We start from the raw sequence: 26432 nt of genomic DNA, 5'->3' as shown, positions 1-26432 counted from the left end.
CAAGATACAGCTTGCCAAGAAAAGGGCAAGGGGCTACCGGAACACGGAGAATTTTATAAACATGATCTATTTCATAGCGGGTAAACTGAAATTCGATTACCCACTGTATTTAACATAGAACCATAATTTTTCAAAGGATAACTTGGTTGCTTGAGTGTTATATAGTAGACTTTCGTGGATGAGGGTGCAAAGCCCAATAAAATCAAGACTTTTGCGATTGAGGTGTAGCCATCGCTACGGTGAGTGAGCAAAAGTCAGTGCAACGATTGATTTTGCAGGGATTTGCAGCCGTAATACCTGCCCGTTCCTTTCAGGCGGGGAATTTCTATTGCTTAATCTGGGTTTAAGAAGCCTTGACCATGGATATCGGTTTCTTGTTTGGAAACAGGCCGGAAAAGTTGAACCCTTATACTGTTTCACACCTTACTAATGAGGGGGCTACCTCCCGTAAAATGAAGCAATCTGGAATCTGGGCAAGCCCATGGCCACGCTGTTTCCGGGAAGGTGGGCACGGCGATCGGGTTGGCAGGGGTTTGCAGAAGTAATGGAATTTATGGTTTGAAGTGTTTCCTGACCATTTTCAAGGGGCATCTGGCCTGGGGCGGGCCGCCGGTACCGAGACGTTCTTAAAAACGGTAACAAAAACCCGATGTAACCGAAGATTTCATCGGTGAAACCGGCCCAAGGGACAAAGTGGTGCCCGTAGGTCGGATAAGCCAAAAACCCTATGGCCAGACCGGCCAAAATATGTACCTTTGCCGGCTTTAAACCCATTTTTGATGTCGAAAATCTTATACACAAAAACCGATGAGGCCCCTGCTTTGGCCACGGCCTCCTTTCTTCCCATAGTAAAAGCGTTTACCTGTACCGCCCACATAGACATCGTTTCACAGGACATTTCCCTGGCCGGCCGGATTCTGGCCGCTTTCCCAGAATACCTCACCGAGACCCAACGGGTGCCCAACGCCCTGATGGTTTTGGGTGAAATGGCCAAACAGCCAGAGGCGAACATTATAAAACTGCCCAATATCAGCGCATCGCTGCCCCAGCTCAAGGAGGCCATAGCCGAACTGAGGGAAAAAGGCCTCACCGTACCACCCTACCCCAATGTGCCCAAAACGGACAAGGAAAAAGACATCAGGTCCAGGTACGACAAAATAAAGGGCAGCGCCGTAAACCCCGTACTAAGGGAAGGCAACTCCGATCGCCGTGCACCCAAGGCCGTGAAAAACTACGCCAAAAACAACCCACATAAAATGGGGCCATGGCGCCCTGATTCCAAAACCCACGTGGCCACCATGTCGGGGGGCGATTTCAAGGCAAACGAAAAATCGATCACCTTGGACGCCAACACCACGGTAAAGGTGGTATTGGAGACCCCGGAGGGAAAACAGCAAGTGCTCAAAGAGCACATTGACCTCTTGGCCGGGGAAATCATTGATGCCACCGTTATGGAAAAGAAGGCCTTGGTGCAATTCCTGGAAGCCCAGAAACAAGAAGCCAAGGAACAGAACGTGCTGTTTTCAGTGCACCTAAAGGCCACGATGATGAAGGTTTCGGACCCCATTATCTTCGGGCTGGTAATGGAGACCCTCCTGGGCACGGTGCTTGAGAAACACTCGGAGACCCTGAAAGGTCTGGGCTACAGTCCCAAGAGCGGCCTGGAGGTGCTCTACAACAAACTGGCCGATCTGCCCAGGGAACAGCGCGAAACCATTGAAAATGACCTCCGGGAGGCCCTGGAGGAAGGGCCCGATCTGGCCATGGTCAATTCCGATGAGGGCATTACCAACCTGCACGTACCCAGCGATATCATCATTGACGCATCCATGCCCGCCATGATCCGCAATTCGGGCCAGATGTGGAATGCCAAGGGCCAACCCCAGGACACCAAGGCCGTGATACCGGACAGCAGCTATGCCGGCATTTACCAGGCCACCATTGATTTTTGCAAACAACATGGCGCCTTTGACCCCACCACCATGGGAACCGTGCCCAACGTGGGACTCATGGCCCAAAAGGCCGAGGAATATGGTTCCCATGACAAGACCTTTGAGATGGCCCTGGAAGGAAGGGTCAAGGTCATTGACATGGCCTCCGGAAAAACCTTGTTGGAACACCAAGTGGCCAAGGGCGACATTTGGCGCATGTGCCAGGTCAAGGACGCCCCCATACGCAACTGGGTGCAATTGGCCGTTTCCAGGGCAAGGGCCACACAGGTGCCCGCAGTCTTTTGGTTGGACCAAGACCGTGCCCACGATGCCCAGTTGATCGCAAAAGTGAACCACTATCTGCAAGAAGAGGACACCAATGGGCTGGAATTATACATCATGTCCCCGGTAGCGGCCACCAAATATACCTTGCAGCGCATAAAGGACGGACAGGACACCATATCCGTGTCCGGAAACGTGCTACGGGACTACCTCACGGACCTCTTCCCCATCTTGGAGGTGGGCACCAGTGCCAAAATGTTGTCCATAGTGCCGCTGATGAACGGTGGCGGACTTTTTGAGACGGGAGCGGGCGGATCGGCCCCCAAGCACGTACAGCAGTTTCTGTCCGAAGGCCACCTGCGCTGGGATTCCCTGGGGGAGTTCCTTGCCCTGGGCGTTTCCCTTGAATTCTGTGGCGAAAAATACGGCAACCGGCGTGCCGCGGTACTAGGCGAATGTCTGGACCGCGCCACCGAAACGTTATTGGAGCAAAGAAAGACCCCTTCCAGAAAGGTAAACGAACTGGACACCCGTGGCAGTCACTTTTACCTGGCCCTTTATTGGGCACAGGCCCTGGCCGGGCAAAAGACAAACGTTGAACTGAGCAACCACTTTACACCGGTGTACCATATGCTCAGGGACAAAGAGGCCAAGATCACGGAAGAGTTGTTACGGGCCCAGGGCAGTCCCCAGAACTTGGGCGGCTACTACCTGCCCAATGAGGACATGGTGCAGCGCGCCATGCGCCCCAGTGACACCTTCAACGATATCCTGGATGAAATCCGTTGCCAGGTACAGATGTAGGTGCTGGCTGTTCCCAAAACGGGCAACGGCTTGTTTTTAACGTGAAGCTCCCCGACCAGGGAGCTTTTTACTTGGTACAAAATGGCACGCTTGTGCTCCTTTCTGTTTACTTTTGTAAAAAAATACTATGACAGGTATCCGGCAAGGCGTTCTCGCAGTTTGCCTATTGTTCTTCAGTGCGGGCGTTGCCCAAGAGAAGTTTACCCTGAGCGGGACCATATCCGAAGAAAGCAGTAACGAAACCCTCATAGGGGTCACCGTGGCCTTTCCGGAGCTCTCCACGGGCGTTACCACCAACGAATACGGCTTTTATTCCATAACCCTCCCAGAGGGCACCTACCAACTTGTGGTGAGCTATCTGGGCTATGGGGACCTAAGGCGCAGCATCACCCTGGACAAAAACCTAAAGCTGGACTTTAGTCTTTCTGAAGAGGCCCAGGAACTGGAAGAGGTGGTGGTGACCCAAAACGTGGAAAAAATGGATATCCGAAAACCGCAAATGAGCGTGAACACCCTTTCCGTGGGCACCATTAAAAAAATTCCGGTGATCTTGGGCGAGGCAGATGTGATCAAATCCATATTGCTCTTGCCCGGCGTAACCAATGCCGGGGAAGGCGCCTCGGGTTTCAACGTCCGCGGCGGGGCGGTGGACCAAAACTTGATTTTGTTGGATGAGGCCATCATCTTCAACTCCTCGCACCTTTTTGGTTTCTTCTCGGTATTTAACCCAGATGCGATCAAGGACATAAAACTGTACAAAGGGGGCATTCCCGCCCGATACGGGGGCCGGGTGTCTTCCGTGCTCGATATTTTTCAAAAAGAGGGCAACAGCAAAAACTTTAAGGCCAATGGCGGCATTGGGGCCGTGGCCAGCAGGTTACTGCTGGAGGGACCCATAAAAAAGGACAAAGCCGCGTTCTTGATCGGCGGCCGCGCCTCTTACGCCCACCTCTTTTTGCCCCTGTTCGATCTGGACAACACCGCCTATTTCTATGACCTGAACACCAAGCTCAACTACCGCATCAATGAAAAAAACAACATTTTTCTCTCTGGCTACTTTGGCCGGGACGTCTTTGGCATAAGCGATAGTTTTGTGAACACCTATGGCAATGCCGTGGGCAATTTTAGGTGGAACCACCTGTTCTCTGACAAGTTGTTCTCCAACCTCTCCTTGATCTACTCGGATTACTATTACGGACTCACCTTGGATTTTGTTGGGTTCGATTGGAACTCGGGCATTAGAAACTTCAACTTAAAATACGATCTGAAGCATTACCTCAACGACAAATTGCAGGTAAATTATGGGCTCAACAACGTTTACTATCAGTTCAATCCCGGGAAGATATCGCCCAGCCGTCCGGATTCGGGTATTTTGGAAGAACAGCTCACCCAAAAGTATGCCAATGAATTTGCGGCCTACGTAGATCTGGAGCACCGGGTCACCGAACGGCTCAGCTTGGGCTACGGTTTGCGCTTCAGCAATTTTTTGCGTTTGGGCCAAGACGAGATCAACGTCTATGAGAACAACAACCCCCTCACCTTTGACCCCGCCCTGCAATTGTACCAAGAGGCAGACCCCATTGCCGTGAGCACCCCGGGAAGGGGCGGTAGCCTGGCCACCTATAACAACTTTGAGCCCAGGATCTCCTTTTCCTATTTGTTGAACGGGGACAGCTCCATAAAGGGAAGTTACACCCGCTTGGCACAATACCTGCACCTGATAAGCAACACCAACTCCCCCACCCCGCTGGATGTCTGGACGCCCAGCGGCCCCTTCATTGAGCCCCAATTGCTGGACCAGTACGCCTTTGGGTTTTTCAAGAACATCAAAGGGGGCGACTATACCTTTGAAACCGAGGTCTTTTACAAGGACATTCAAAATAGGATCGATTATATAGACGGTGCCAACCTCATTGCCAACAATGCCATAGAGCAGGTGATCCTCAACGGGGAGGCCAGGGCCTACGGGCTGGAAGTACTGTTGCGCAAGAATGTGGGCAAGTTCCAGGGATGGCTGGCCTACACCCTGTCCAAGTCAGAACAGCGCACCCCGGGCCGTAATTTGGTGCCGGGCGTCACCGAGACCGGCATTAACTTTGGGGAATGGTACAACACCCCTTTTGACAAGCCCCATGACCTATCCCTATTTGCCAGTTATGATTGGAACAACAAGTGGAGCTTTAACACCAACTTTGTGTACCAGACCGGCCAGCCCACCAATTTCCCGGTGGGCCAGTTTGAGTTCCAGGGGCTTACCGTGCCCTATTTTGGCCTTCGCAACCAACAGCGGCTCCCGGACTACCACAGGGTGGATGTCTCTGCCACCTTGACCCCAAGGAAGAATGCCCGCAGAAAGATAAAGGGCGAGTGGGTCTTTAGCATCTACAATGTGTACAACCGCAGAAATGCGGCATCCATAAACTTTAGGCGCAATCAGGACACCGGCGCCAACGAAGCGGTACGGACCGCCATATTTGGTGTGGTTCCCGCAGTGACCTATAATTTTAAATTTTGAGCCATGCAAAAGCAACTCCTTTCCTTACTGGTGGTATGGGCCCTCTTTTCCTGTGAAGACGTGGTGGAGGTGGAAACCCCCACAGAACCACCGCGCCTCATTGTTGAGGCCCTGATCAGGATAGACAACGGTGCACCCATCACCACCGCCCGCATTGCCGTTAGCCAGAGCAGTTCCTTTTTTGAGGACATCCAGCCCGTGTCCGTGGATGGCCTCAGTATTCAGAACTTGGACCGTACCAATGCAAGCCCCCTGGAACCGCAGACCCTTGTGTTTTTAGAAACGGCACCGGGATCCTATGAGGTCACGGCAGAGACCGATTTTTTTACCTCCGGAAGGCTTCTTTTGGTCATTGACGTGGATGGCGAACGTTACATTGCCCGGACCACCTTTGTCCCCACGTCCCCCATTGACAGGGTGGTACAGGGTGATCAGACCCTCTTTTCCGGGGAGGAAAAAGAAGTGGTCATCGCCTTTACGGACAATGGGGAACGTGATGATTTCTATATATTTGATTTCGGGTTTGGCGAGTTCTTGGGAACGGAGGACGAATTTTACCAAGGACAGCAGTTTGAGTTCTCCTATTTTTATGACGACAATGTGGAGGCCGGAGACACACTAAGGATCAGCATCCTGGGGGCAGACGAAGCTTTTTACAATTATATGAACCAGATCGTGGCACAGGCCGGAGGCGACCAAGGGCCCTTCCAGACGCCGGCCGCCACCACCAAGGGGAATGTGATCAATGTTACCGGCGTGAGCGATGTCACCACTTTTATGGGAACGGGCAACACGGACAAATTTGCCTTGGGCTATTTTGCCGTGGTACAGGAATATGTGGAGACCATTACCTTGGAATGAGCGGGGCACGGCCCTGAAACCAAAACGTGGCCATGCCCGAGAAGTTGGGCAATATCAGAAAAAACCGGATGGCCTTTCTCATGCTTGTTTTCCATACGCGGTACGCTGGTTGGGTACGCTCATCACTATCAAAAAAAAACAAAACGAATGCACAACAAAGGACAAGGGCCCAAAAGGACGGACAAGGAACTTTTGGTCAAGGGAATCCGGCGCTTGGCCATTACCGTGGTGTTGATGTTCGCGGCACCCATTGTTATCTGGCAGGCCTTTAAAAATGAGGGGCACCCTCTATATTGGCCAGTGCTGGCCCTGGGCCTTCTTTTGGCCGCAGGGGCCGTTTTTATGGGTTTTAAGGGCATCATGACCATGGTGAACGCCCTTTTTGGCAAGAGAAAAAGCTGAGTGCCCCCGGGCCGTACACCCACCTTACCGCCCACCGGCTCCGAATGGATGGGAAACCTTTGGGGCAAGGGACCTGGCACACCGCCGCCCCCTTTTACCGCCTTCCCTTTTTGGCGGTTACCTTCCATTTGTTGTACAACTTGGAGTAATCATAGTCCAGCACCGACTCCTGTCTTTCCAGTTTTCCGGAAGCAAAGGCGCGCTGTAGGATGTCTTCAATGAGGTAATCTTCCTCCACCAGGTCCGGCTTAAACTCCTCCTTGATACTTATTTTGAACATGTTGGCCGTGGTGTTGTACCAAAAGGCCCTCCAGCCGTTTCGCAATTCCTTGACCAGGTCAAAAGCGGTACTGCCGGTCTGTCTGTAAATGAGCTTTACCAGAATCTGGCCCTCCGTACGGGTAAGTTTCTTCAATTCCTCCGAAAACTCATCTTCAATGTACCTGTGAATCTTCCGGGTGTACTTGCGGCGCAACCTAGGTTTTTTTATGCCGGCCAAGCTATCATTGAGCTCCACCAAGCGCTCTGCGGCCAATTTGGCGTAGGGGTACACCTTGTGGGTCTTTCGCCTCAGGATATAATAGCGCAACTTTTCCTTGTAATCATCAAACTCCAAGGCTCCAAAGACATAGGCCTCCTGCAGGGGAATGGAGCTTTGAAAGACAGAATCTCCCTCTATGATAATGAGTCGCTCCGCCACGGAATCCATTGGTTGCTCCGGCACTTGGGCCACGCCCAGCAAGGAAAGGCCCAACAGCATCAAAAAACAAAAACGTTGTACGTTCATAACAGCATAGCTAGCAAAAGCTCTGCCAAAATTAGGCATATTTGAACAAGCTTATTATTAAAAACAAGTGAATATTGCTAAGTTTGCAACAAAGAAAAAATCCATGGCCAAAAGCATCCTCAACAAAAAATCGATCACCTTTTTGGAAACCTATCTAAACAATGCCTCCCCCACGGGCTATGAGTGGGAAGGCCAAAAAATATGGATGGATTACCTAAAGCCGTATGTGGACACCTTCATTACGGACACCTATGGCACGGCGGTGGGCGTCATTAACCCGGAGGCCCCCTATAAGGTGGTCATAGAGGGACATTCGGATGAAATTTCCTGGTACGTGAACTACATCACGGACAACGGCCTGCTCTATGTGATCCGGAACGGGGGCAGCGACCACCAGATCGCCCCCTCCAAATGGGTGAACATACACACCAAAAATGGCATTGTGAAGGGCGTTTTTGGCTGGCCGGCCATACACACCCGGAAATCCGGCAAGGAAGAGCCCCCAAAGCTGGACAACATCTTTATAGACATAGGCGCCAAGGACAAAGAGGAAGTGGAGAAAATGGGGGTGCACGTAGGCTGTGTCATCACCTACCCAGACACCTTCCAAATACTGAACAAGGATAAATTTGTGTGCCGTGCCATAGACAACCGGGCCGGTGGCTTTATGATCGCGGAAGTGGCCAGGCTGTTGCACCAAAACAAGAAAAAGCTGCCCTTTGGTCTTTATGTGACCAACTCGGTGCAAGAAGAAATTGGCCTGCGCGGTGCGGAAATGATCACCCAGACCATTAAGCCCAACGTGGCCATTGTCACGGATGTTTGCCATGACACCACCACGCCCATGATCGAAAAGAAGACCCAAGGCCATACCGAAATGGGGGCCGGCCCCGTTATTTCCTATGCGCCGGCCGTACAGAACAAATTGCGCGAGCGCATCTTGGAAACGGCAGAGGCCCGGAAAATTCCCTTTCAGCGCATGGCGGCGAGCCGCATGACGGGAACGGACACGGACGCTTTCGCCTACAGCAACGGAGGGGTGGCCTCGGCCTTGATCTCCCTGCCCCTGCGCTACATGCACACCACGGTGGAAACCGTGCACAAAGACGATGTTGAAAATGTGATCCGACTCATCTATGAGACGCTGCTCACCATAAAGGAAGGGGAAACCTTCAGTTATTTTGATTGATGGGGTGATGGACCGCGCCCCGGGACGTGCATTTTTGCCGTTTTGATGCTTCCACCGAATACAATTGGGCCGGAAATACGTTAGATGGATGGACGAATACTTGGATGTTCTTGATGCCCAAGGGAAGCCCACGGGCCGGGTGGCCTTAAAATCCGAAGTGCATCAAAAAGGCCTGTATCACGCCACGGTACATGTCTGGTTCCATACCCCTCAGGGACAAGTGCTCTTGCAACAACGGGGCAAGGACAAAGACACCCACCCCCTGCTTTGGGATGTTTCCGTCGCGGGGCATATTGGGGCTGGTGAAGCGATCACATCTGCCGCAGTGCGGGAAGTGGACGAAGAAATTGGGCTACAGATCGGCACGGGGTCTTTGAGCTCCATAGGCCGTTTCACATCTGTGCAACATCACCCCAACCTTCTGGATAGGGAGTTTCAACATTGCTTTCTTAGCCCCCTTAACGTACCCCTGCAGCGGCTGAGCAAACAAGAGAGCGAGGTGGCCGATCTAAAATTGATTTCTTTGGAGGATTTCAAGGCCATGTGGGCGCATCCTGTACGGTCGCAGGACCTTGTGCCACATAGTAGATTTTATTACCAGAGTATTTTTAGGGCCATTGAAGACAAGCTAGAATGACGTTATAAACTCGCCCAACGCATCCATGGCGTACGTGGTCTGTTCCCCACTGGCCATATTTTTGACCACCAGGGTACGGTCCCTTAGCTCCTGGTCTCCCAACAGCACCACAAAAGGCACGTTACGGTTATTGGCGTATTTGAACTGTTTTTGGATCTTGGCGTTGGTGGGATACACATCCGTCCTCAACCCGGCCTTTCTGAGTTCTTGCGCCAATTTGAGGGAGGCAAGCGCCTCCCGTTCCCCGAAATTCAAAAAGAGCACGTCCAAAGATTTTTCCAGGGCCTCGGGGAAAAGGCCCAACTCCTCCATGACCAGGTAAATACGGTCCAGGCCAAAGGAAATGCCCACACCGCTCACGTTCTTGAGCCCAAAGATACCGGTAAGGTCGTCATAGCGCCCCCCGCCTCCAATGGAGCCCATGTGCACCCCTTTGGGGGCACTGACCTCAAAGATGGCACCGGTATAGTAGTTTAGGCCTCTGGCCAAGGTCACATCCAGGGCCAGGTGGGCCGTTTGCAGTCCCATTTGGGCCACGCCCTCCAGAATGAACCGAAGCTCTGCCACCCCTTGGCTTCCCTGCTCCGAATCCTTTAGCATATCTGCCAACTTTTGCAGCTGTTCCTCATTGGTGCCGGTAAGGGAAAACAAAGGGGATGCCTTTGCAATGGCGGCTTCCGAGATGCCTTTGGCGCGCATCTCCGTTTTTACGCCCTCCTCCCCTATCTTGTCCAACTTGTCCAGGGCCACGGTAAAATCCACCAACAGGTCTTGGGCGTGGATCACCTCTGCAATGCCCGCCAGCACTTTTCTGTTGTTCATTTTTATGGTGGTGCCCTTGAGCCCCAGATCGGAGAAAACGGCGTCATAGAGCTGCACCAACTCGATCTCCTGCAATAGGGAGTGTGCGCCCACCACATCGGCATCGCATTGGTAAAACTCCCTGAACCTCCCTCTCTGGGGCCTATCGGCCCGCCAGACCGGCTGTATCTGATAGCGTTTAAAGGGAAAATCCAGTTCGTTCCGGTGCATCACCACATAGCGCGCAAAAGGCACGGTAAGATCGTAGCGCAGGGCCTTCTCGGTAATTTTTGGGGCCAGGGCGGCGGCGTCCCTGCCCGCATAGAGGTCCTGGGGCACCTTGCCCAAAAAATCGCCCGAATTCAAGATCTTGAAGATCAGCCGATCTCCCTCTTCGCCATATTTGCCCAAAAGGGTGTCCGAGTTTTCAAAGGCAGGGGTCTCAATGGGCAAGAAGCCATAGGCCCGAAAATGCTTTTTAACCACTTCAAAGATGTGGTTGCGCTTGCTGATCTCTGCCGGTGAAAAATCCCGTGTCCCCTTGGGGATGGATGGTTTTTGTGCCATATTTGGTTTTTAACTGCCTATGCCGGTCCAAATTCATTGAAACACGGGACCAGCAAACATTGCGATACAAATATAGTTTGCGAGCCCTTCCTTGCCAAGGCCGCTCCACAATACTTTCGGGGCCCTTGCCACAAATGCCAAGGCCCCCTGCCCAGCTGGGGACCAACCTCCCCACAAATGGGCACTGGACCCGTGCCGGCTGTTTTTTTTTATGACGTTTCCATCATTTTGGCAAACCACTGGTACAGTTCGCCTTTGGTGATCACGGCGCCCTGTTGTATGAGCTTGAACTTGTCCAGGTTCCTGTCTTCCGTGTAGGCCTTTGATGCGGTCATGTACTCCACAAAATCTGACTGCCAATTTTTCTTGAACCAGTCGAAACCGGTTTTGGTGGTAAGGTCGATTTTGGGGTTCATCACCTTCACCGCGAACAACTTCATCTCCTTGGGGGCAAGTTCAAAGAGGTGCATTTGTTGGGCACTGATGTTCTCCAAATAACGTACCTTTCCCAAAACGCCCTCCCAAATGAGGTCGCTGAAAACATCGAGCTCCTCTTCGGCCACCTGGGGACGCTGTTTTTTAATGTTGGCCCACTCTGCGGCGGTAATGGACTGGGAGGCCAAAAAGTTGGCGAATTCCGGTTGCAGTTCCTCCAGTTGTTCCTTGGTTAAACGGGCGTATTTCATGACGATAAAAAAAAGAAGCCCTTCAGGAGACTGAAAGGCTTGGGTAAAAAATATGCGTTACAGTTTACTTTTGCTCTGCCACCACTTCAAAAGGGAAGTCCACGACCACCTCTCTGTGCAATCTGATCTGCGCATTGTAAGGGCCCGTGCGCTTCACGGAACCACCTTGGATGCTGATGAATTTCTTGTCCACCTCGTGTCCTTCCTTGGCCAGGGCCTCAGATAGGTCCATCACGGTAACGGAACCGAACAGCTTGTCGCCGTCACCGGTCTTGGCGGTTATCTTCATTTCCAGCCCCTTGATGGCATTGGCCACCTTGGTGGCGGAATCGATCACTTTTTTCTCTTTGTGGGCGCGCTGCCTTAGGTTCTCTGCCAACACTTTCTTGGCAGATGTGGTGGCCATTGTGGCCAATCCTTGGGGTATAAGGTAGTTGCGGCCATACCCGTTCTTCACGGTGACCACATCGTCCTTAAAACCTAAATTCTCTACGTCTTCCTTTAATATAAGCTCCATGTTCCCTTTCTTTTATTTTAGTAAATCGCCTACGTAGGGCATCAAAGCCAAATGACGCGCTCTCTTCACGGCCTGGGCCACTTTTCTTTGGTACTTCAATGAGGTGCCCGTGAGCCTTCTGGGCAACAATTTGCCCTGTTCGTTCACCAATTTCATCAAGAAGTCCGCGTCTTTGTAATCAATGTACTTTATACCGGACTTTTTAAAACGGCAATACTTCTTTTTGGTGTTGGTCTCAATGTTCAGCGGGGTCAAATACCTGATTTCCCCATCCTTTTTGCCTTTGGCCTGTTGTTGTAGTGTGGACATAGTCTTTACGCTTTAGATGTTTTTAACCTTGTTCTCCTTTTCTCTGCCCAAGCAATGGCATGCTTGTCCAATTTAACGGTAAGGAAACGCATGATACGCTCATCTCGCTTCAATTCCTGCTCATAGGGCATCACGGCCTCGCCTGGACCGCTAAACTCGAACAAGTGGTAAAAACCACTTTTTTTGTTTTGGATGGGATAAGCCAATTTTTTAAGGCCCCAATTCTCCTTGGAGACCATTTTGGCTCCATTCTTAATTAAGAAATTCTCAAATTTCTTAACTGTTTCCTCTATCTGGTCTTCAGATAGAACGGGATTTAAAATGAAAACAGTTTCGTAATGGTTCATAATACATTTTATTTTAAGGAGTGCAAAAATAGCCAATAATTTAAAACTTATACAAGAAATGGAAAAAATCTTCGTTATGTATGGGAGTGTAACAAAAACAGTAACCCAAATCTATAAACCAAAATCATGGCAAACCATACAATAAACGGTACATTGTTCACATCTTTTGTTGCACCAACTATCGTTTTTTGAGTACTTTGCCCTTGATTTAACCCCACAAATCAGCCCCTATGAAATTAAAGAGTATCATTGTCGACGACTCATCCATGCAGCGGATGGCCGTGGCCAAATTGGTAAACAACCACCCCAACCTAACGATGGTAGCTGAGTACAGCAACGCCATAGAAGCAAAGAACGGCATTAAGAACCACGAGATAGACCTTATCTTTTTGGATGTTGAAATGCCCATTATCACAGGGTTTGACCTACTCGAATCCCTTGATAACAGCCCACAGGTGATCTTGATTACCGGGAAACCGGACTACGCCCTGAAAGCCTTTGATTATGATGTTACCGATTACCTTCACAAGCCCATTACCATGTCCCGTTTTGATGCTTCGGTTAAACGTGCCGTGGCAAAATACGAGCAGATACACAGGGTGCACGAAGACGAGGAGCACATCTTTGTAAAGAGCAATCTCAAGAAGCGCAAAGTGATTCTGAACGATATCAAATGGATCGAGGCCCTTGGAGATTACATAAAATTGGTCACGGACGAAGCCAACATTGTAATTTTATCAACAATGAAGTCGTTCGAAAAACAGCTTCCGGAAGACAAGTTTTTACGCATACACAAATCGTACATCGTTAACTTGGAGAAGGTTGAGAAATTCAACAGCAAGAATGTAGAGGTCAGTGGCCGAAGCATTCCCCTGAGCAGGAACAAAAAAACCGAGCTGGCGGAAGCCCTGAGCAATGTATAGATTGTCTATGGGAAAAGAATACTTATAAAACCGCCTTGGGGCGGTTTTTTTTATATGTGATCCACGTTGTGGATGACCCGCACACTGCGGTAGGCGGCAATGGCGGCAAAGGATTTGCCCACCTTGGCAATGTACTGCTTGGTACCGGCCACGCTGGCCCTGCCGTCCATCTTTACCAAAAGGTGTTTTAGGTACTGGTTGCGAATGCGCGCCACTGGCGGATACTCGGGCCCCAGCACCCGATCGCCAAAATGCTGCCTCAGGGCTCCCGCGAACCAGTCCGCCGCCTCGTTGAGCACGTGGTAGTTCTTGTGCTTAAAGGTAATTTTAACAATGCGCACCAAGGGTGGATAATTGTATTGCCTTCTTTGGTAGAGCTGCTCTTTGTACATGGTGTCGTAATCCCCGGTAGAGACCTGTTTCAGTATTTGGTGGTAGGGGTTGTAGGTCTGTATGATGACCCGGCCGCGCCTCTCGGTGCGTCCCGCCCTGCCGGCCACTTGGGTCAACAACTGAAAGCTGCGCTCGTGGGTGCGGTAATCCGGGAAATTGAGCAAGGCATCGGCGTTCATGACGCCCACCAGGTTCACGTTTCTAAAATCCAAGCCCTTTGTGAGCATTTGGGTGCCCACCAGAATATCCAGTTCCCGTCTTTCAAAGGCGGTAATGATCTTTTCGTAGCCGTGCTTTCCGCGGGTGGTGTCCAGGTCCATCCGGCCCACTTTGGCCTCTGGAAAAAGCGCCCGTACCTCCTGTTCTATCTGTTCGGTACCAAATCCCTTGGTGTCCAGGTCCACACTGCCGCAGGCATGGCACCCTTGGGGAATGGCCGTGTGGTGCCCGCAGTAGTGGCAGCGCAACTGCTTTTTGTATTGGTGGTAGGTAAGGCTCACATCGCAATTGGGGCATTGCGGCGCATTGCCACAGGACGTGCATTCCAAAATGGGTGCGTAGCCGCGCCTGTTCTGAAAAAGGATCACTTGGTCTCCCAGCTCCAGGGTATCGGTCATCTCCTGCAGCAAACGTTCGGAAAAATGGCCCTTCATACGCTTTTTACGGTGCGCTTCCTTGATGTCCACCAACTCCATTTCCGGCAAGGGCACGTTGGCATACCGCCTATTGATCTCGGTATAGCCATATTTTCCCTTTTGGGCATTGTGGTAACTCTCCAAGCTGGGGGTGGCCGATCCCAGGAGCACATTGGCCCGGTGCAGCTTTCCCAGTACAATGGCCGCATCCCGGGCGTGGTAACGCGGGGCAGGGTCAAACTGTTTAAAAGAGGCCTCGTGCTCCTCGTCCACAATGATCAGTCCCAGATCGGCAAATGGGAGCAGCAGGGAAGACCTGGCACCAATGACCAACTGAGCCTTCTCTTCCCGGGCCAGTACGTTGTTCCAAACCTCTACCCTTTCCTGTACGTTGTACTTGGAGTGGTACACGGCTATACGGTCTCCAAAATAGCGTTGCAGACGCGCGATCAACTGGGTGGTGAGCGCAATTTCCGGCAATAGGTAAAGCACTTGTTTCCCCTGATCCAGAACGGTCTGGATCAACTGCACGTACACCTCGGTCTTGCCCGAGGAGGTAATGCCCTTTAACAGGCTCACCTTGTTCTCGGCAAAGTGGGAGCGGATGTCTTCAAGGGCGTTCTGCTGCACCTCGTTGAGCACCTTTGCGGCCTGCGTTCCCCCTTGCTGTTCGTGGGATACCCGATCGTGACGCAATTGGTAGGTTTCCAAAATGCCTTTTTCCACCAAACTTTTCACCACGGCACGGGTGCAATGGGCCGCCTGCTCCAAATCTGAAAGTGGAATGGGCTTATTGCCAGTGCCCATCAATTGGAACAAGGCCAAAACAGCTTGACTTTGTTTGGGCGCCCGGGACAGGGAATGGAGCAAGGGCTCCAAATGGGCATCGTCCGCGTAGTGTGGCGCCAATCTTACATAGTGCACCAACTTGGGCTTGTACTGCTCGTACACCTCTTCCTTTAACCGTATCACATCCTTGTCCAAAAGGCGCTGAAGGGTGGGCAGGGCGTTCTTTTTGTCCAATATGCCGGCAATTTCCCGCACCTTTAAGATGGGTTGGTGCTGCAGGGCCTCAAACACCAGGAACTCATCATCCTCCAAGAGCCCTTCCTGTACCGTGGTGTCCTTGTTCAGCACCACAAAGGTTTCACTTTCCAACAAAAAGGCGCCCGGCAGGGCCGATCGCATTACTTCGCCCAAGGTGGCCATATAATAGTCCGCGATCCATTGCCAATGGCGCATCTGTGTGGCGGTGACCAAGACATCGTCATCCAAGATTTCATGAATTTCCTTTGCCGTGTACGCCGTGGGCGGCTGGGTGTGCACGCGCGCCACCAAGGCCGTGTAGATCTTGGATTTGCCAAAGGGCACCGCCACCCGCATTCCGGGAAGCAAATGTGCGGCCTCTTCCGGGGTCACGGCGTAGGTGAAGAGCCGTTCCAAGGGAATGGGCAATATGACGTCTATGAAATTGGACATACCCCTACCCTTCTACCCTTAACCACGTTTGGGTCCTGTAAATAAACGCAAGGTATCCCCTGACCTTTAATTCATTGGGGTTCTCTGGGTTAAGCCAAAGTTTAAGCCTAAAGGTCATGGCCTGTTCCGGATCAAAAAGGCGCTTTCCCTTCCATTCGCCATCCCCGTCATGTTCCGCCGCGGTAATGATCTCCATCCCGATCACGGGCTTGTCCTTGAGATCGCCATCGCACTTGGTGCAGCGGGCATTTTCCTTGCCCTCCTCCAAAATATCCACCACTTTACCGTAGAGCAGTCCCCCATCTTCATAAATCTCTATGATGCCCTTGGGCTTGCCGGTGCGGTCGTCTATGGTCTTCCAGCGCCCAAAAACATCCTGGGCGGAAAGGGGGGCCACTGTGGCGCAGCACAGCACTACAAAAAGTATCTTACGGATCTTTTTCATTCTTTATCTTCCATTTTTCTTAGGGAATTCAAGGAGGCGTTGAGCTCAAATCCCAGCAGCAAGATATTGGAATTTAACCAGATGTAAACCATTAATATCAATAAACCGCCCAAGGCCCCGTACAATTCGTTGTAGCGGGCAAACTTTTCAATGTACACCCCAAACAGAAATGCGGTGGCCAAAAACAGGAACGTGGTCATTAGGGCCCCCACGGAGAAGAACTTGGCCTTTTTGCCCTCGGCCGTGCCAAAATAGTAGAGCGTGGCCACGGTGAGATAGGATAAAATAACAAAGAACAGGAATTTGGCGATCTGCACGCCCAGAATGTCGTCCTCGCCCAAAACATAACCTCCCTGTTGGGCCGCAAATTCGGTAAGGTAGCCCAGCACATAGATCTCAAAGTACACAAAGGCCACAAAACCAATGATGATCAAAATGGAGAGGATGAGACCCACCATAAGGGCATAGGCATATTGTTTAAAAAAATTGCGGGTAAGGCTCACGTGGTAGGAATTCTCGAAACCGCCAAAAATGGCGCTCACTCCGTTGGCCATTAGAAAAATGGAGATGAAAAAAGTGGAAGACAGGAGCCCGGGCCGCTTTTGGTCCTTTATCTGTTGATAGATCTGCTCAAAATAATCGCTCGTGGCGGCGGGCAGGAAGGACTCCAGGAATGCCGGAAAGTTGGCGTCAAAGTCCGTATTCTGTAAATTGAAGAAAGAGATGACAAAGGGGACCAGGGTAAGCATAAAAATGAGCAGGGGAAAAAGGGCCAGGAACAGACTAAAGGCAATGGAACCGGCCCTTGAGGACAAGGCACCCTGTACTATTCCAAAAACGTACATTTCTGCCAGATCATAGATGGACAGGCCCTCGAAGCCCGGCAACTTTATCTGCTTTAGGGCACGCACCACCCAATTGACCACCGGGATGCCTTTAAGTTTATCCTCAATTTCACGGGACATCTATACGGCTTTAAGACTCAGGTCCAGATTGTGCACCGAATGGGTGAGCGCGCCACTGGAAATATAGTCCACCCCACATTCCGCATAGGCCCTGATGGTGTGCTCATTGATGCCACCGGACGACTCCGTGAGGCACCGATCACCAATCATGGCCACGGCCTTTCTGGTATCTGCGTAATTAAAATTATCGATCAAAATGCGGTACACACCGCCACAGTCCAAGATCTGTTCTATCTCCGTTAGGTTCCTGGCCTCCACAATGATCTTCAGGTCGCGGCCCGTCTCTTTCAGATAGTTCTTGGTCTTGTTGATCGCCATGTTGACCCCTCCGGCAAAATCAATATGGTTGTCCTTGAGCATGATCATGTCATAGAGGGCAAAACGATGGTTTTCACCGCCCCCCAAGGTCACGGCCCATTTCTCAAGGGCCCGGATGCCCGGCGTGGTCTTGCGGGTGTCCAGCACCTTGGTCCCGGTGCCCTGCAGCAAGCCCACAAAGTGGTGGGTCTTGGTGGCTATGGCGCTCATGCGCTGCATGGCGTTGAGCACCAAGCGCTCTGCCTTAAGGATGCTTTGGGAGCTTCCGGAGACATGGAAGGCCACGTCCCCGTGCGACACCTGGGCACCATCGGGCAGGATCACCTCCATCTGCAAGTGGGGATCCACGTAGGCAAACACCTGGCGGGCAAAGTCCACCCCGGCCAAAATACCCTGGTCCTTTACCAATAGTTTTGCCTTACCCCGGGCCGTTTCCGGAATACAGGCCAGAGAACTATGGTCTCCATCGCCCACATCCTCACGTATGGCATTTGCTATGATACCATCTATCTCTTCTTGAAACTGCGCTTTTGAAATCATCGGTGTTGTTTGTCATCCGCTAAAATACAAATCCATTTGGGAATTTAATTTACTTTTGGGGAATGACGATAAAACTATTGGCGGTGGGGAAAACGGACAGTCCACAACTGAAACAACTGATGTCCGTTTACGAGGGCAGACTAGCCCATTACGTGCCCTTTGCCCTTGAAATCTTGCCCGATCTAAAAAAAACGAAGCACCTGAGCGAATCCCAACAGAAAGACAAGGAAGGGGAAATGGTACTGAAAAAATTGGACCCCTCCGATCACCTTATCCTTTTTGACGAGGTTGGAAAGCCATATAGCTCGGTGGCCTTTGCCCAATTTTTGCAAAAGAAGATGAACAGTGGCCTAAAACGGTTGGTGTTCTTGATCGGGGGCCCTTATGGTTTTAGCGAAGCCGTCAGGGCACGGGCCAATGGAAGCATCAGCCTTTCCAAAATGACCTTTTCCCACCAAATGGTACGCCTGTTCTGTTTGGAGCAGTTGTACCGGGCCCAAACCATTCTAAGGAACGAGCCCTACCACCACAAATAAGATGTTTGCAACGGCCTGCCGCACCTTACCCTCCCTTTCCAGGGGAACACCGGCATTTGGCCCGGAAGGATTTTAAAACTGCCGTGGGAAAACAAAGCGCGCGGGCTAATACAGTACCCTGAACTTGATGGTGTGCTCCACCTTTTTAAGGGCCTTGATCACGTCCTTGTTGTATTCCTTGTCCAGGTCGGTGATCACATAGCCCACATCACTGTCCGTGGAGAGATACTGGCTGGAGATGTTTAGCTCGTACTGGGCCAGCACCTTGTTGATCTTGGCCATGATGCCCGGAACGTTTTTATGGATGTGCAAAAAGCGGTGCGCCCCGTTCTGTTTGGGAAGGCGTATGTTGGGGAAGTTCACCGCATCGACCGTGTTCCCTGAATTGATGTATTCCATGATCTTATTGGGCACAAAAAAGGCAATGTCCCGTTGGGCCTCCTCGGTACTGCCGCCCACGTGGGGGGTTAAAATGACATTGTCCAATCCCTGTAGGCGTGTTTTGAAACTTCCATTGGCACGGGGCTCTTCCGGATAGACATCTATGGCCGCACCGGCCAGGTGCTTGCTCTCCAGGGCCTTGGCCAGGGCGTCTATATCCACCACAAAACCGCGGGAAAGATTAATGAGCAAAGACCCTTTCTTCATCAGGGCCAACTCCTTCTCCCCAATAAAATTTTTGTTGTTCTTGTTGTCGTCAATGTGCAGGGTAACCACATCGGAGATGCGCAAGAGCTCTTCCAGGGTACTGCACTTAATGGCATTGCCCAGGGCCAACTTGTCATTGACATCATAATAGTTTACCCGCATGCCCAGGGCCTCTGCGAGCACGGAGAGCTGCTTGCCAATGTTGCCGTAACCAATGATGCCCAAATTCTTGCCCCGCACCTCCCGGGAACCCAGGGCGGTTTTTTGCCACTGCCCTTGGTGAATTTCCGTACTGCGCTGAAAAACGCTGCGCATGAGCATGATGATCTCGCCAATGGCCAGTTCCACCACGGATCGCGTGTTGCTGTACGGTGCGTTGAAGACCACAACGCCCTTGTTCTTGGCGTGCTTTAAGTCTATTTGGGTGGTGCCAATGCAGAAGGCGCCCACCACCAAGAGCTTCTCTGCCGCGTCCAGCACTTTCGGGGTAACCACCGTCTTGGAGCGGATGCCCAGCACGTGCACATCCCTTATTTTTTCAACAAGCTCCTCCTCCGGTAGGCTATGGGTTATGAGCTCTACCGAAAAACCTTCCCTTGAAAGATTTTCAAAAGCGGCCGGGTGCACGTTTTCCAACAATAGGATCTTGATTCTGTTCTTGGGGTAAGAGATGTTTCTAGGCAATTGGTTCACGTATAAAAATTCATCCAAATTAGGGGCAATATGATCGGCATTGGCGGCGGCCTTGTCGCGGTGCACGTTTTCGGTGTAGGCAAAAAATTTATCGGCAATACCGGCCTCACGCATTACGTAATCACTGTAACCGTCACCAATGACCTGCACTTCGCCGTCCAGGTCCATTTGTTTTAGACAGGCAATTTTTCCGTTGTGCTTGGAGAGGACATTGTTGGCGTCAAAACCAATGATGTTCCCTGCCTCATCAAACTCAAACGTATTGGCAAACACCCGCTCCGAGGGAATATTGTAATCGGCCACAATGGGATCTATGAATTCCTTGAAGCCGCAAGAGATCACATAGATGTCTTCCGCATACTCCTTAAAAAAGGCCTTGTTGCTCTCAATGGACTTGGAGATCTTTTCTTTCAAGACCCCGATCAAGGCGTACAGGTCTTTTTTGTTGGCGTGGAGCAGTTTCAGCCTTCGCTCCAAGGATTCCGTAAAGGAAATCTCCCCATCTATGCCCAAATTGGTGATTTCCTGAATCTTGCGCACCACGGCATCGCGCTCCGGCCGCCCCTCAAGGGTCATTTCGGCCAGGACGTCCAAAGCCTCCACGCTGGTGAGGGTACTATCAAAATCAAAAACAAATTTCCTTTGGGGTTTTGTTGCCGTACTCACAGGGGTATTTTAAGGGTCTTGGGCACAAAAATAAAAATTTAATCCCGCATCCCTTCAAGGATGGGACAAATAAAACATTTTGAGGGCCATTTGGATAAAAAAGGAGCTCTGGCACCCTTTCATTTGCCCCTTTATTGGCCTTGATTGTCTTTAACCCAGATGGCTGTAGAGCAGGCCGGAGAGCATTGCCAGTCCAAAACTGACCAAGGTGCCGATCAAGATGTACTCTGTGAGCTTTCTGTTGTTGCGCTCCTTTAGGTCATTGAACCTAAAGACAGATTTTGCAGTTATGAGCAGGCCTATGCCGCCCCACTGGCCTAGAACCACGAACATAAAGACAAAGAGACGCTCCAAGATGCCAATGTAACGCCCCGCGTTGTTGAGCGATCGGTGATCCGTCTCTATTTGATCGGACATGCCCTCCAGCAGTTTTCCCATGATCACGGCAGCGGGCACGGTCACAAAGAACAGGGCGGTGACCAATGGCCAGTCCAAAACGGCCAAGCCCTGTACCAGGTGCCCGGGCAGTTGCTGGTGGTACGCCACCCCATAGAGCACCGCCAAATGGAGCATTTGATCTAAGAAAAACAGGGCCGTGTCCCTTTTGAACAAGGGCTGCACGTAGCTTTTGGCAGTATCAATGGCCCCGTGGGAAAGTGCAATGACCAATGCCAGCCCGTAGTGCCCCAAATCCCACAAAACGATCATGTAGAGGGCAAAATGCACCAGGATGTGGAGGTAGAGGTAGCGGGAGGCTATTTTCCGGGATTCACGGTGCAGCACCCATTTTTTGGGCTGCAACAAGAAATCTGCCAGTAGGTGCGCCAACAAGAGCTTTACAAAGAGCATGTTAGGAAGAGGTGTCGGTTTTCATGTATTCCGAATAAAAGTGCAACAGCTCCAAGACCAGCTCAAACCGGGCCCGTTTTAGGCGTTGGCTCACGGCAGATTGTTTAATGCCCAACTGTTTGGCGATCTCTTTTTGGGGGGCATGGACATCATCCAACATCAAGGATACGATCTCTGCCGAGACGGCACTCCAGTGGTCCATAAAATCCAGGGCCAATCTAAACATAAGGTTCAGGACGGCATCCTTGTCCGAATGCCCGGTGGCAATGCTCAGATTTACCTTGCTCTGCTTTAGGGCGTCCAGGTTGCGACCAGAGCGGCGGTAGGCCGGCCCGTTGCTCTCAGTGACCCCGGACCCCTGAAAGGTCTCCAGCCCTATGCCAATGCCCATGCGCACGTCCAATCCTTTCACGGACTTCATCATCGCCTTGATCTTTAGGGCAGTGTGCAGGGCGTTTCTTTCGTTGACCTTGAGCTGAAACTCATCTCCCCTGTAAATTTCCCATTGCAGGGGCGCTTCCCCAAATCTTGAGAAATACTCCTTTAACCGGGGGAGCCATTCCGCGGGGGAATGGTTGGCAGACTTTATGATATCACCCGTTATGATTGCGATCACTGGAATAAGGTTTTTGAGTAATATACCTCTTTATTATTTAATTTACTAATATTTCCCGATAGCAGCACATCCTCCTCAGAACCACCTGCGCACCATAAGACAGTACTGCTTGTAGGGCTTCCCCAACTTCTCCAACAGGATCCGCTCTTCCGGGATGATCTGAAACCGGTTCATGTATCCCACAAAGGCCGCGGCGGTGAGGGTGTTAAAGGCATTCCCAAAATAGAGCCCTACGGCCAAAAGCACCAAAAGCAATGCCAGGTACATGGGGTTCCGGGTAAACTGATAGACACCACTGGTGACCAATTTGGTGATCTTCTGCGGATGCATGGGATCTATACTGGTTTTGGACCGATGGAACTGCAGCAGGGAAACCAGTCCCAAGACAAAGGCGGCCACCAACAAGACGGCGGCCAGTGCCCACCTACCGAAAAAATCGAAATAGCCCACGGGCAAAAAATTGCCCACTACGTTCATAAGGCCAACAAAGATCAAAAACACAACGACCGGCGGCAACTTTAGCTCCATGTAACAAAATTACTACATTTGGGGTGCACGGCGGACACAAAACCCAGCGAAATCATGATTGAAATGCTTTTTGCCACCCATAACCCCAACAAATTGGCCGAAGTACAACAACTGCTTCCAGACCACATAAAATTACTTTCCTTAAGGGATATGGGCTGTAAGGCGGACATTCCGGAAACGGCCACTACCCTAAAGGGCAATGCCAAATTAAAGGCAGATTTTGGCCTGGCCACCTACCACCTGCCCTGTTTTGCCGATGATACCGGTCTTTTGGTAACCGCCCTTAACGGGGCACCTGGGGTGCATTCTGCCCGCTATGCGGGGCCCCAGAACAATGCCGAGGCCAATATGGCCAAGCTGTTGCGTGCCCTTGGGGACAAGGAAGACCGCAGGGCCAAGTTCCAGACCGTGATCGCGCTGAACATGAACGGCCAGACCCTATATTTTAAAGGGGAGGTCCAAGGGAGCATCCGAAAGGAAAAAAGCGGAAGCGGTGGTTTTGGCTACGACCCCATTTTTGAACCCCAGGGTTATGACATCACCTTTGCTGAAATGCCCTTGGACACCAAAAACAGCATTGGGCATCGCGGAAAGGCTTTTTCCAAACTGATCGCCCACCTTGGCTCCCTACCAGCGGTAAAATAGCCTGACAATACCCAGATCAAGAGCAAAAACAAAAGGGCCCAAGACCACCCACCGCCCCCATTGCCGGCATTGCCAAAAAAGCTTAAATGAGGGGCAACCACAAAAAACCGATAAAATAAGACTATCTTTGCTGCCTTAACAATGCCGCTGGTAAGCATGTGTTGCGCCGAGTCTAAAGGTTATATGGGATAATCGCTCTATGCAACATACATATTTGCGATTGCATATAACTTAGAACATGGAAAAATTTAAAGCATTGGGGCTCCAAGAGTCCCTTTTGGACGCCGTGCGCGACCTTGGGTTCGAAACCCCTTCTGAAGTACAGGAAAAAGCCATCCCCATTTTATTGGAAAGCGAGACGGACCTCGTGGCACTTGCCCAGACGGGCACCGGAAAAACAGCGGCCTTTGGCTTTCCGCTCATTCAAAAAATAGATCGTGGGAGCAGGACCACCCAAGGGCTGATCCTTTCCCCAACGCGGGAGCTTTGCCTGCAGATCACCAATGAAATGAAGCTTTACGCCAAGTACGAGCGATCCGTGAACGTGGTGGCCATTTACGGTGGCGCCAGCATTACGGAACAGGCCCGGCAGATCAAGCGCGGCGCGCAGATCATTGTGGCCACACCGGGAAGGATGAAGGACATGATCAACCGAAGGTTGGTGGACATAGGCAAAATTGACTATTGTGTGCTGGACGAGGCCGATGAAATGTTGAACATGGGGTTCATGGAAGACATTAAGGACATTCTTTCCAACACGCCCAATGACAAGAGCACCTGGCTGTTCTCTGCCACCATGCCCAAAGAGGTGGCCACCATTGCCAAGAAGTTCATGCATTCCCCACAGGAAATCACCGTGGGGGCAAAGAACTCCGGAGCCACCACGGTGCAGCACGAGTACTACGTTGTGGGCGGCCGGGACAGGTATCCGGCCCTGAAGCGCCTGGCAGACACCAACCCCGATATTTTCTCGGTGGTGTTCTGCCGTACCAAGCGCGATACCCAAAAAGTGGCCGAAAAACTCATTGAAGATGGGTACAACGCCGGCGCCCTGCACGGCGACCTGAGCCAAAACCAGCGGGACCTGGTCATGAACGCCTTTCGCAAAAAACAGATACAGATGCTCGTGGCCACCGATGTGGCCGCCAGGGGCATAGACGTGGACGATATTACGCACGTGATCAACTACCAACTGCCAGACGAGATAGAGACCTACACCCACCGCAGCGGCAGAACGGGCCGGGCAGGAAAATCGGGCATTTCCATGGTCATCGTTACCCGCAGTGAACTCCGTAAGATCAAGGCCATAGAAAAAAAGATCAAACAGGAGTTTGTGGCCAAGACCATACCCACCGGGATGGAGATCTGTGAAATTCAGCTCTACCATTTGGCCAACAAGATCAAGGACACCAAGATCAACCCCGATGTGGAGCCCTACCTACCGGCCATTGGCGATGTCCTCGCGGGCATAGACCGCGATGAACTGATACAGAAAATGGTGTCGGTGGAGTTTACCCGCTTTTACAACTACTACAACAAAAACAATGACCTAAAGTCGTCCCCGGCCGGCCAGGAAGGCAAAAAGGGCGATTTCACATCGTCCAATGGGGCGGTGCGCTACTTTATCAATGTGGGCGAGAAAGATGGCTACGATTGGATGACGCTCAAGGATTTCATAAAGGAGACCGCGGGTCTGGGACGGGACGATCTCTTTAAGGTGGATGTGAAGGACAGTTTCTCCTTTTTTAACACGGAACCGGAAGTATCCGATCGGCTCATGGCCGCCTTTAAGGACCTCAAAGTGGCGGGCAGGTTCGTGAACGTGGAAATATCCAGCAATCCCGGAGGTGCTGGCGGTGGTCGCCGGGGCGGCCACAGGGACAAGGCCAAGCGCAAGGGCAAGAAACATTTCAATGACGCCCCCAAGGGCAAAAGAAGGGAGCACAGCAAAGGGGCTGGGCCCCATTCGGGCAAAAGACGAAGCGGCCGTAAAAAAGGGAATTTCTTTTAGTTAATTCTATATTAAAAGGAAGTAGTAAGGATATTTTTTTTATTTTGTTTGTAAGACAAAGTTTGGCCTTGGGCCCATGAAATACACCCTATTGTTCATTTTTACCTTGTTCTGCTCTCTTGGGTACGCCCAAGGGCAGGCCATGCGCGATACCATAAAGGCCGTGGTGATCAATGCCCAGAACGATCGCCCCATGGAGAGCGTGCACGTGGTGAACCTGAACCAAGTGGTGGGCACCATTACCAATGAGCAGGGTGAATTTGCCCTTCCGGCCGCCGTGAACGACACGCTCTACCTCTCCTTTTTGGGCTTTAGATCGCAAAAGATCCGTGTAACCAATGACATGCTCAAGTTCAAGAACACCCAGATTGCACTCACCGAGCTTGCCTATGCCCTTGAGGAAGTTACCGTAAGACCCTACCAACTTACCGGATACCTGGAGATAGACGTGAAGAACCTGCCCCTGAACAATGCCTACCAATACAGCATTTCTGGCTTGTCCCTGGGCTACGAGGGCGGTAACAGGAACCCCACGGCAGTGACCAAAGTGCTGGGCGCCATACTCAATCCGGCCGATCTGCTGCGAAACCTTTTTGGCAAAAGGCCCAACCAGATGCGCAAGCTGCGGCAAATGAAGGAAGACGACCAGATCAGGAACCTCTTGGCCTCCAAGTTTGATCGGGAGACCCTGGTTGAACTGCTGCAGTTGGAGAAAGTGGACCTGGAAGACATCTTGAACAATTGCAACTACTCCCGCTCCTTCATCACCACGGCCAACGACCTCCAGATCCTGGACGCCATTAGCAGCTGTTATGAGGAGTACAAAGTGCTCAACCGTAAAAAATAGCGGCAAGCCCATCTTATCCCAAAGAAAAAAGGGCTGGATGCCACCTGCCTTTGGCCCCAA

Annotated in this window: 25 protein-coding genes; 11 read left to right on the top strand and 14 right to left on the bottom strand. The window is 51.4% G+C overall.

Annotation, left to right across the window (positions count from 1 at the left end):
* Positions 1-779: 779 nt before the first annotated feature.
* From ACKWCC_RS16740 to ACKWCC_RS16725, 4 genes are all read left to right on the top strand, one after another.
* Complete coding sequence (locus tag ACKWCC_RS16740) at positions 780-3017, top strand: NADP-dependent isocitrate dehydrogenase (RefSeq protein ID WP_413997116.1); 2238 nt, start codon at positions 780-782, stop codon at positions 3015-3017.
* Between the two features lie 127 nt (positions 3018-3144).
* Complete coding sequence (locus tag ACKWCC_RS16735; RefSeq protein ID WP_413997115.1) at positions 3145-5532, top strand: TonB-dependent receptor; 2388 nt, start codon at positions 3145-3147, stop codon at positions 5530-5532.
* 3 nt (positions 5533-5535) lie between these two features.
* Positions 5536-6393, top strand: a complete 858-nt coding sequence (locus ACKWCC_RS16730; RefSeq protein ID WP_413997114.1) for a DUF4249 family protein — start codon at positions 5536-5538, stop codon at positions 6391-6393.
* Between the two features lie 147 nt (positions 6394-6540).
* A complete protein-coding gene (locus ACKWCC_RS16725; RefSeq protein WP_413997113.1) occupies positions 6541-6795 on the top strand; it encodes a DUF6095 family protein in 255 nt (84 codons plus the stop codon).
* A gap of 94 nt (positions 6796-6889) precedes the next feature.
* On the opposite strand, the gene ACKWCC_RS16720 is transcribed toward ACKWCC_RS16725, so the two are convergent.
* Positions 6890-7582, bottom strand: coding sequence for a DUF4294 domain-containing protein (locus ACKWCC_RS16720; protein WP_413997112.1), 693 nt, complete (start codon positions 7580-7582; stop codon positions 6890-6892).
* Between the two features lie 103 nt (positions 7583-7685).
* Here ACKWCC_RS16720 and ACKWCC_RS16715 point away from each other — a divergent pair, with 103 nt between their 5' ends.
* Together ACKWCC_RS16715 and ACKWCC_RS16710 are read left to right on the top strand one after the other, a co-directional pair.
* Positions 7686-8771 (top strand): M42 family metallopeptidase, encoded by a 1086-nt coding sequence (locus ACKWCC_RS16715; protein WP_413997111.1) that lies wholly within the window; start codon positions 7686-7688, stop codon positions 8769-8771.
* An 88-nt stretch (positions 8772-8859) separates the two neighbouring features.
* The gene (locus tag ACKWCC_RS16710; protein WP_413997110.1) at positions 8860-9408 is read left to right on the top strand and encodes an NUDIX hydrolase; all 549 of its coding nucleotides are present in this window, start codon (positions 8860-8862) and stop codon (positions 9406-9408) included.
* On the opposite strand, the gene hisS is transcribed toward ACKWCC_RS16710, so the two are convergent.
* From hisS to rpsF, 5 genes are all read right to left on the bottom strand, one after another.
* The gene (gene hisS / locus ACKWCC_RS16705; protein WP_413997109.1) at positions 9400-10776 is read right to left on the bottom strand and encodes a histidine--tRNA ligase; all 1377 of its coding nucleotides are present in this window, start codon (positions 10774-10776) and stop codon (positions 9400-9402) included. The two genes, ACKWCC_RS16710 and hisS, sit on opposite strands and share 9 nt — an antisense overlap.
* Before the next feature lie 209 nt (positions 10777-10985).
* A complete protein-coding gene (locus ACKWCC_RS16700) occupies positions 10986-11462 on the bottom strand; it encodes a DUF6495 family protein (RefSeq protein WP_413997108.1) in 477 nt (158 codons plus the stop codon).
* A 64-nt stretch (positions 11463-11526) separates the two neighbouring features.
* Positions 11527-11979 carry a 50S ribosomal protein L9 gene (rplI, locus tag ACKWCC_RS16695; protein ID WP_413997107.1) on the bottom strand — a complete coding sequence of 151 codons (453 nt, stop codon included), beginning with the start codon at positions 11977-11979 and terminating at the stop codon, positions 11527-11529.
* Between the two features lie 12 nt (positions 11980-11991).
* Positions 11992-12288: a 30S ribosomal protein S18 gene (rpsR, locus tag ACKWCC_RS16690; RefSeq protein WP_413968512.1), complete on the bottom strand. Its 297-nt coding sequence runs from the start codon at positions 12286-12288 to the stop codon at positions 11992-11994.
* A gap of 5 nt (positions 12289-12293) precedes the next feature.
* Positions 12294-12635 carry a 30S ribosomal protein S6 gene (gene rpsF, locus ACKWCC_RS16685; RefSeq protein ID WP_413997106.1) on the bottom strand — a complete coding sequence of 114 codons (342 nt, stop codon included), beginning with the start codon at positions 12633-12635 and terminating at the stop codon, positions 12294-12296.
* A 230-nt stretch (positions 12636-12865) separates the two neighbouring features.
* On the opposite strand from rpsF, the gene ACKWCC_RS16680 reads away from it, so the two are divergent.
* On the top strand, positions 12866-13558 hold the full coding sequence (locus ACKWCC_RS16680; protein ID WP_413997105.1) for a LytR/AlgR family response regulator transcription factor: 693 nt from the start codon (positions 12866-12868) through the stop codon (positions 13556-13558).
* A 50-nt stretch (positions 13559-13608) separates the two neighbouring features.
* Here the strand turns inward: ACKWCC_RS16680 and priA are convergent, their stop codons facing one another.
* The 4 genes from priA to nadC are packed head-to-tail and all read right to left on the bottom strand — an operon-like array spanning position 13609 to position 18333.
* Positions 13609-16065: a replication restart helicase PriA gene (priA, locus tag ACKWCC_RS16675; RefSeq protein ID WP_413997104.1), complete on the bottom strand. Its 2457-nt coding sequence runs from the start codon at positions 16063-16065 to the stop codon at positions 13609-13611.
* A gap of 4 nt (positions 16066-16069) precedes the next feature.
* Entirely contained in the window at positions 16070-16510 is a 441-nt protein-coding gene (locus ACKWCC_RS16670) for a DUF2147 domain-containing protein (protein ID WP_413997103.1), read from the bottom strand.
* Positions 16507-17475: a YihY/virulence factor BrkB family protein gene (locus tag ACKWCC_RS16665; RefSeq protein WP_413997102.1), complete on the bottom strand. Its 969-nt coding sequence runs from the start codon at positions 17473-17475 to the stop codon at positions 16507-16509. Before ACKWCC_RS16665 ends, ACKWCC_RS16670 begins: the two co-directional genes overlap by 4 nt.
* Positions 17476-18333: a carboxylating nicotinate-nucleotide diphosphorylase gene (gene nadC, locus ACKWCC_RS16660; protein WP_413997101.1), complete on the bottom strand. Its 858-nt coding sequence runs from the start codon at positions 18331-18333 to the stop codon at positions 17476-17478.
* A gap of 62 nt (positions 18334-18395) precedes the next feature.
* On the opposite strand from nadC, the gene rlmH reads away from it, so the two are divergent.
* Positions 18396-18869, top strand: coding sequence for a 23S rRNA (pseudouridine(1915)-N(3))-methyltransferase RlmH (rlmH, locus tag ACKWCC_RS16655; protein ID WP_413997100.1), 474 nt, complete (start codon positions 18396-18398; stop codon positions 18867-18869).
* 105 nt (positions 18870-18974) lie between these two features.
* On the opposite strand, the gene serA is transcribed toward rlmH, so the two are convergent.
* The 4 genes from serA to ACKWCC_RS16635 form a co-directional block, all read right to left on the bottom strand.
* Positions 18975-20876, bottom strand: a complete 1902-nt coding sequence (serA, locus tag ACKWCC_RS16650; protein WP_413997099.1) for a phosphoglycerate dehydrogenase — start codon at positions 20874-20876, stop codon at positions 18975-18977.
* 150 nt (positions 20877-21026) lie between these two features.
* Positions 21027-21725: a DUF3307 domain-containing protein gene (locus ACKWCC_RS16645; RefSeq protein WP_413997098.1), complete on the bottom strand. Its 699-nt coding sequence runs from the start codon at positions 21723-21725 to the stop codon at positions 21027-21029.
* Position 21726: 1 nt separating this feature from the next.
* The gene (locus ACKWCC_RS16640; protein ID WP_413997097.1) at positions 21727-22341 is read right to left on the bottom strand and encodes a SatD family protein; all 615 of its coding nucleotides are present in this window, start codon (positions 22339-22341) and stop codon (positions 21727-21729) included.
* Between the two features lie 75 nt (positions 22342-22416).
* On the bottom strand, positions 22417-22869 hold the full coding sequence (locus ACKWCC_RS16635; RefSeq protein ID WP_413997096.1) for a methyltransferase family protein: 453 nt from the start codon (positions 22867-22869) through the stop codon (positions 22417-22419).
* A 54-nt stretch (positions 22870-22923) separates the two neighbouring features.
* On the opposite strand from ACKWCC_RS16635, the gene ACKWCC_RS16630 reads away from it, so the two are divergent.
* From ACKWCC_RS16630 to ACKWCC_RS16620, 3 genes are all read left to right on the top strand, one after another.
* The gene (locus ACKWCC_RS16630; RefSeq protein WP_413997095.1) at positions 22924-23514 is read left to right on the top strand and encodes a non-canonical purine NTP diphosphatase; all 591 of its coding nucleotides are present in this window, start codon (positions 22924-22926) and stop codon (positions 23512-23514) included.
* Between the two features lie 238 nt (positions 23515-23752).
* On the top strand, positions 23753-25525 hold the full coding sequence (locus ACKWCC_RS16625; protein WP_413997094.1) for a DEAD/DEAH box helicase: 1773 nt from the start codon (positions 23753-23755) through the stop codon (positions 25523-25525).
* A gap of 76 nt (positions 25526-25601) precedes the next feature.
* Positions 25602-26372, top strand: coding sequence for a carboxypeptidase-like regulatory domain-containing protein (locus ACKWCC_RS16620; protein ID WP_413997093.1), 771 nt, complete (start codon positions 25602-25604; stop codon positions 26370-26372).
* The last annotated feature ends 60 nt before the right edge of the window (positions 26373-26432 follow it).

The sequence above is a fragment of the Maribacter aquimarinus genome (assembly GCF_047345505.1).
GTDB lineage: Bacteria > Bacteroidota > Bacteroidia > Flavobacteriales > Flavobacteriaceae > Maribacter.
Note: the sequence above shows the minus strand (reverse complement) of the source record. Positions and strands in the feature narration are given on the sequence as shown.

Excerpts from the sequence above, each read along its gene's own strand:
- rplI (WP_413997107.1), bottom strand. The coding sequence starts at position 11,979 with ATGGAGCTTATATTAAAGGAAGACGTAGAGAATTTAGGTTTTAAGGAC.
- ACKWCC_RS16630 (WP_413997095.1), top strand. The coding sequence starts at position 22,924 with ATGATTGAAATGCTTTTTGCCACCCATAACCCCAACAAATTGGCCGAA.
- ACKWCC_RS16670 (WP_413997103.1), bottom strand. The coding sequence starts at position 16,510 with ATGAAAAAGATCCGTAAGATACTTTTTGTAGTGCTGTGCTGCGCCACA.
- ACKWCC_RS16635 (WP_413997096.1), bottom strand. The coding sequence starts at position 22,869 with ATGGAGCTAAAGTTGCCGCCGGTCGTTGTGTTTTTGATCTTTGTTGGC.
- ACKWCC_RS16665 (WP_413997102.1), bottom strand. The coding sequence starts at position 17,475 with ATGTCCCGTGAAATTGAGGATAAACTTAAAGGCATCCCGGTGGTCAAT.
- ACKWCC_RS16715 (WP_413997111.1), top strand. The coding sequence starts at position 7,686 with ATGGCCAAAAGCATCCTCAACAAAAAATCGATCACCTTTTTGGAAACC.
- ACKWCC_RS16645 (WP_413997098.1), bottom strand. The coding sequence starts at position 21,725 with ATGCTCTTTGTAAAGCTCTTGTTGGCGCACCTACTGGCAGATTTCTTG.
- hisS (WP_413997109.1), bottom strand. The coding sequence starts at position 10,776 with ATGGCACAAAAACCATCCATCCCCAAGGGGACACGGGATTTTTCACCG.
- rlmH (WP_413997100.1), top strand. The coding sequence starts at position 18,396 with ATGACGATAAAACTATTGGCGGTGGGGAAAACGGACAGTCCACAACTG.
- ACKWCC_RS16730 (WP_413997114.1), top strand. The coding sequence starts at position 5,536 with ATGCAAAAGCAACTCCTTTCCTTACTGGTGGTATGGGCCCTCTTTTCC.
- ACKWCC_RS16725 (WP_413997113.1), top strand. The coding sequence starts at position 6,541 with ATGCACAACAAAGGACAAGGGCCCAAAAGGACGGACAAGGAACTTTTG.
- ACKWCC_RS16720 (WP_413997112.1), bottom strand. The coding sequence starts at position 7,582 with ATGAACGTACAACGTTTTTGTTTTTTGATGCTGTTGGGCCTTTCCTTG.
- ACKWCC_RS16740 (WP_413997116.1), top strand. The coding sequence starts at position 780 with ATGTCGAAAATCTTATACACAAAAACCGATGAGGCCCCTGCTTTGGCC.
- ACKWCC_RS16625 (WP_413997094.1), top strand. The coding sequence starts at position 23,753 with ATGGAAAAATTTAAAGCATTGGGGCTCCAAGAGTCCCTTTTGGACGCC.
- nadC (WP_413997101.1), bottom strand. The coding sequence starts at position 18,333 with ATGATTTCAAAAGCGCAGTTTCAAGAAGAGATAGATGGTATCATAGCA.
- rpsR (WP_413968512.1), bottom strand. The coding sequence starts at position 12,288 with ATGTCCACACTACAACAACAGGCCAAAGGCAAAAAGGATGGGGAAATC.
- ACKWCC_RS16620 (WP_413997093.1), top strand. The coding sequence starts at position 25,602 with ATGAAATACACCCTATTGTTCATTTTTACCTTGTTCTGCTCTCTTGGG.
- ACKWCC_RS16735 (WP_413997115.1), top strand. The coding sequence starts at position 3,145 with ATGACAGGTATCCGGCAAGGCGTTCTCGCAGTTTGCCTATTGTTCTTC.
- ACKWCC_RS16700 (WP_413997108.1), bottom strand. The coding sequence starts at position 11,462 with ATGAAATACGCCCGTTTAACCAAGGAACAACTGGAGGAACTGCAACCG.
- rpsF (WP_413997106.1), bottom strand. The coding sequence starts at position 12,635 with ATGAACCATTACGAAACTGTTTTCATTTTAAATCCCGTTCTATCTGAA.
- priA (WP_413997104.1), bottom strand. The coding sequence starts at position 16,065 with ATGTCCAATTTCATAGACGTCATATTGCCCATTCCCTTGGAACGGCTC.
- ACKWCC_RS16680 (WP_413997105.1), top strand. The coding sequence starts at position 12,866 with ATGAAATTAAAGAGTATCATTGTCGACGACTCATCCATGCAGCGGATG.
- ACKWCC_RS16710 (WP_413997110.1), top strand. The coding sequence starts at position 8,860 with ATGGACGAATACTTGGATGTTCTTGATGCCCAAGGGAAGCCCACGGGC.